The sequence below is a fragment of the Methanobrevibacter sp. genome, from assembly GCF_045644645.1.
In the GTDB taxonomy this organism is placed as follows: Archaea; Methanobacteriota; Methanobacteria; order Methanobacteriales; family Methanobacteriaceae; genus Methanocatella.
In genome coordinates, this window is sequence record NZ_JAZRHE010000114.1 from 1 (window position 1) to 3,005 (window position 3,005).

A 3,005-nucleotide genomic window follows, 5' to 3' on the forward strand; every position below is an offset into this window, starting at 1 on the left:
TTTGATTGTGGTAGTTGTTTGCTTCCTCAGGCGGATGAAAAGGTAATGAAAACTATTTTGGAAAACGAAGACGAACTAAATGCCCGTATTTTCCAATTTCCTACATCTGCAATCAAACTGAATGATAGAAAAATCAACTACTATGATTTTATTTCTTCAATGGAAAACGAGGATTGCAACAAAGCAATTTTAAGAATTGTGCCCAGCATTGATATTGAACTCATAAATGCATTTATTGATAACATTATTTATATATCCGATTTGCAAAAGGAATTTTATAAGACATACATTACGGCAAGATATGAGAAAATTTTTATGCCTATCTACAGGAATTTAATATGATAATTTATGAGGTCAAAAAATGTTTACTGAAAAAGAAAAATTGCTAGCAAATGAAGCACATTTAACAAAATCGCTGTTAAGTACAGGATTACACGCATTGAGAAAAGCCGATGTAGAACATATTGGATTGTTTTATCAAGCATTCTTTTCACTTTCGATTGGTCTGGAGCGTATGCTTAAAATTATAATGATTATGAAATTTCGTGTGAAAAAAGATGGAAGATTTCCTGAAAATCACGACCTGATAAAATGTGGTCATGACCTAAAGAAACTGTTAAAAGAAATTGGTATTGCGAGCTTTAATGATGAAATTAGTGATGATATAATTTCTTTCTTAAATGCTTTCGCAGATAAGGATAGATATTATAATTTTGACAGCCTGACTATTTCAAATTATAACAAGGATAATCCTTTAGCCAAGTGGAAGCAAATACAAAATAAAATCCTTGAAACCTATCCTCGCAAAACAATATCAAATCAACATTTATATGCAGCAAGAGTGTTAGATCATTGTTCATGTGTTTATTTTGATGATTTAAGTGGAAATAGTATTGATTCTGTTGAATACCTGGTTTTGAATCAATATGATTGCGAATATGCTCAAAGCTATGCTGTATGGCATCTGTTTCAAATTATTAAAACATTGAAAACCTATATATGTTCATTGGAGAGAGAAAAATATTTTATGCCTGTCATAAGTGAATTTTTTGATTATTATACAGATTATTGGTCACGAAGCGAAATTAGAAAAAAGAAAAATTGGATGAATATATAATCTTTTATTCATTCAGGAGGTAATATAGTATGAATATAAAACTTAGACAACATCAACAAGAAGCAATGGATTTGGCATTAAAGAGTTTTGCTGATGGACTGCACAAAATTAGCATAAGCATGACCGTGGGATCAGGGAAAACTATAACGGCCTTATCAATCGCACATAATTTTATTAAAGATAATAGAGATGCTAATGTTTTGTATTTGAGTAGACATAGATTAAGTGTTGAACAAATAAAACATATGTTAAGAGAACAAGAGATGCAATATTGCATTGCAACAAGCATGAAAAATTATAAGAATGAGAGTTATTTAATAACGACGTACCAAGACTTACTGGACAACTATAAAAAAGTGTCGTTATTGAACTTTGCACTCGTTATTTGTGATGATGCCGATACGATGAAATCACCATTGTATAATAAAATTTTCTCTGTAAAAAATTCCTGTTTCCTAGGGTTAGTCCAAAATGCTAATATGGACGAAAAATGCTGGTTTTATGATTCTAAAACTATATTCGAATATTCACATGCTACATACATAAATGAATTTTATAACGAAAACATTGCTATCAATGAATTTATTGCTCCATTGCTTGAAAAATGTCGTTTTGAAAAAATTAGAACTAATGAATTTTTTGATTTTTCTCAATATAAAGTTGAGCCGGATATAATTGCACAAATAAATGGAGAACAAGTTGTTTTTGAAGTAAAAACATACCGTGGTATAAAAAATGAGTCGCAGATAATCAACTCTGCGGTTCAACACATACAAACGATAAAAAGAAGCGCATTATTGGACAATTATATCAAGTGTCACTATGGTATAATAATGTTCTGCGACATAAATGAAGATTTGAAGCGTGAATTGATTAAGAAAAATAATGTCTTTATATGGGATATAAAAAATTTACTGCATATTTGTAATGGAGACGAAGAATTAATATCCAGGTTATCAAAACTGGTGCCTTATCCGATCAACGACATTAATCCGGCTGAGCCGTTCGGAGCTTTTGTAAATATCCTTGCGAATGATAATTGCAATTCAAAATCTTCTCCCGTTTTATCAAAGGGAGAAGATTTGATAGATAGGTTAAATAACTGTAATGCGGGAAAAAGTAACAAAAACGCCATACTATATGAAGATATCTGTAATGATATAATAAAATATTTATTTGGTAATGAATTTTCCCAGTTTTCTACACAGCATAAAACAAAAGATAATATGTTTAGAATGGATCTGCTATGTTCGTTAAAGGGAACTACCGAATTTTGGAGATTTATTATACAGTTTTATAATACAAAGTTTGTTGTTTTTGAATATAAAAACTACACAAATAAGGTAGACCAAAATTTAATTTATGTAACTGAGAAATATTTATTTTCCGCTGCCCTAAGAAATATAGCATTTATCATATCGCGCAAAGGATTTGATGAAAATGCACATAAAGCGGCTTTAGGTGTGTTAAAAGAAACCAGAAAATTTATAGTCGATATTACAGACAAAGATTTGATCGAAATGATAAAAATGAAAGAAAAAGGTGAAGAACCATCAGACTATTTACTGGATAAAGTTGAAAACTTATTAATGAGTGTAAGTAAATAAATAATAAGAATAAGCGATAAGCATATGCTTAAACAATGTAAGAAACTACAGGGAGTTCAAGTCTCCTCATAATACTAATAATATACAAAAAGAAGCGAAAGACTCATAAAAAGGGACTTTCGCTTCTATCAATCATATTTGAGACTATCCCAAATTTTGTGTAAAGTCTTGAATAGACCTCCAAGATGATATATAATAAAAATATCATTTTGGAGGTTTTAATTATGCCAAAGTACAAATTAAGTCCCGAAGAACGGGCAGCGGAAGCAGAAAGAAAAGAA

Annotated in this window: 2 protein-coding genes and 1 pseudogene; all 3 read left to right on the forward strand. The window is 30.2% G+C overall.

Annotated elements, in window-relative coordinates; translation table 11 throughout:
• A pseudogene (locus tag ACKI4K_RS06385) lies at nt 1-342 on the forward strand (hypothetical protein); the annotation flags it as partial.
• A 19-nt stretch (nt 343-361) separates the two neighbouring features.
• A complete protein-coding gene (locus ACKI4K_RS06390) occupies nt 362-1,117 on the forward strand; it encodes a hypothetical protein (RefSeq protein ID WP_407423382.1) in 756 nt (251 codons plus the stop codon).
• A gap of 29 nt (nt 1,118-1,146) precedes the next feature.
• A complete protein-coding gene (locus ACKI4K_RS06395; protein WP_407423384.1) occupies nt 1,147-2,724 on the forward strand; it encodes a DEAD/DEAH box helicase family protein in 1,578 nt (525 codons plus the stop codon).
• Nucleotides 2,725-3,005: the final 281 nt, after the last annotated feature.

Bases quoted from the DNA above. Each gene is read 5' to 3' on its own strand.
- ACKI4K_RS06390 (WP_407423382.1), top strand. From the start codon at position 362: ATGTTTACTGAAAAAGAAAAATTGCTAGCAAATGAAGCACATTTAACA.
- ACKI4K_RS06395 (WP_407423384.1), top strand. From the start codon at position 1,147: ATGAATATAAAACTTAGACAACATCAACAAGAAGCAATGGATTTGGCA.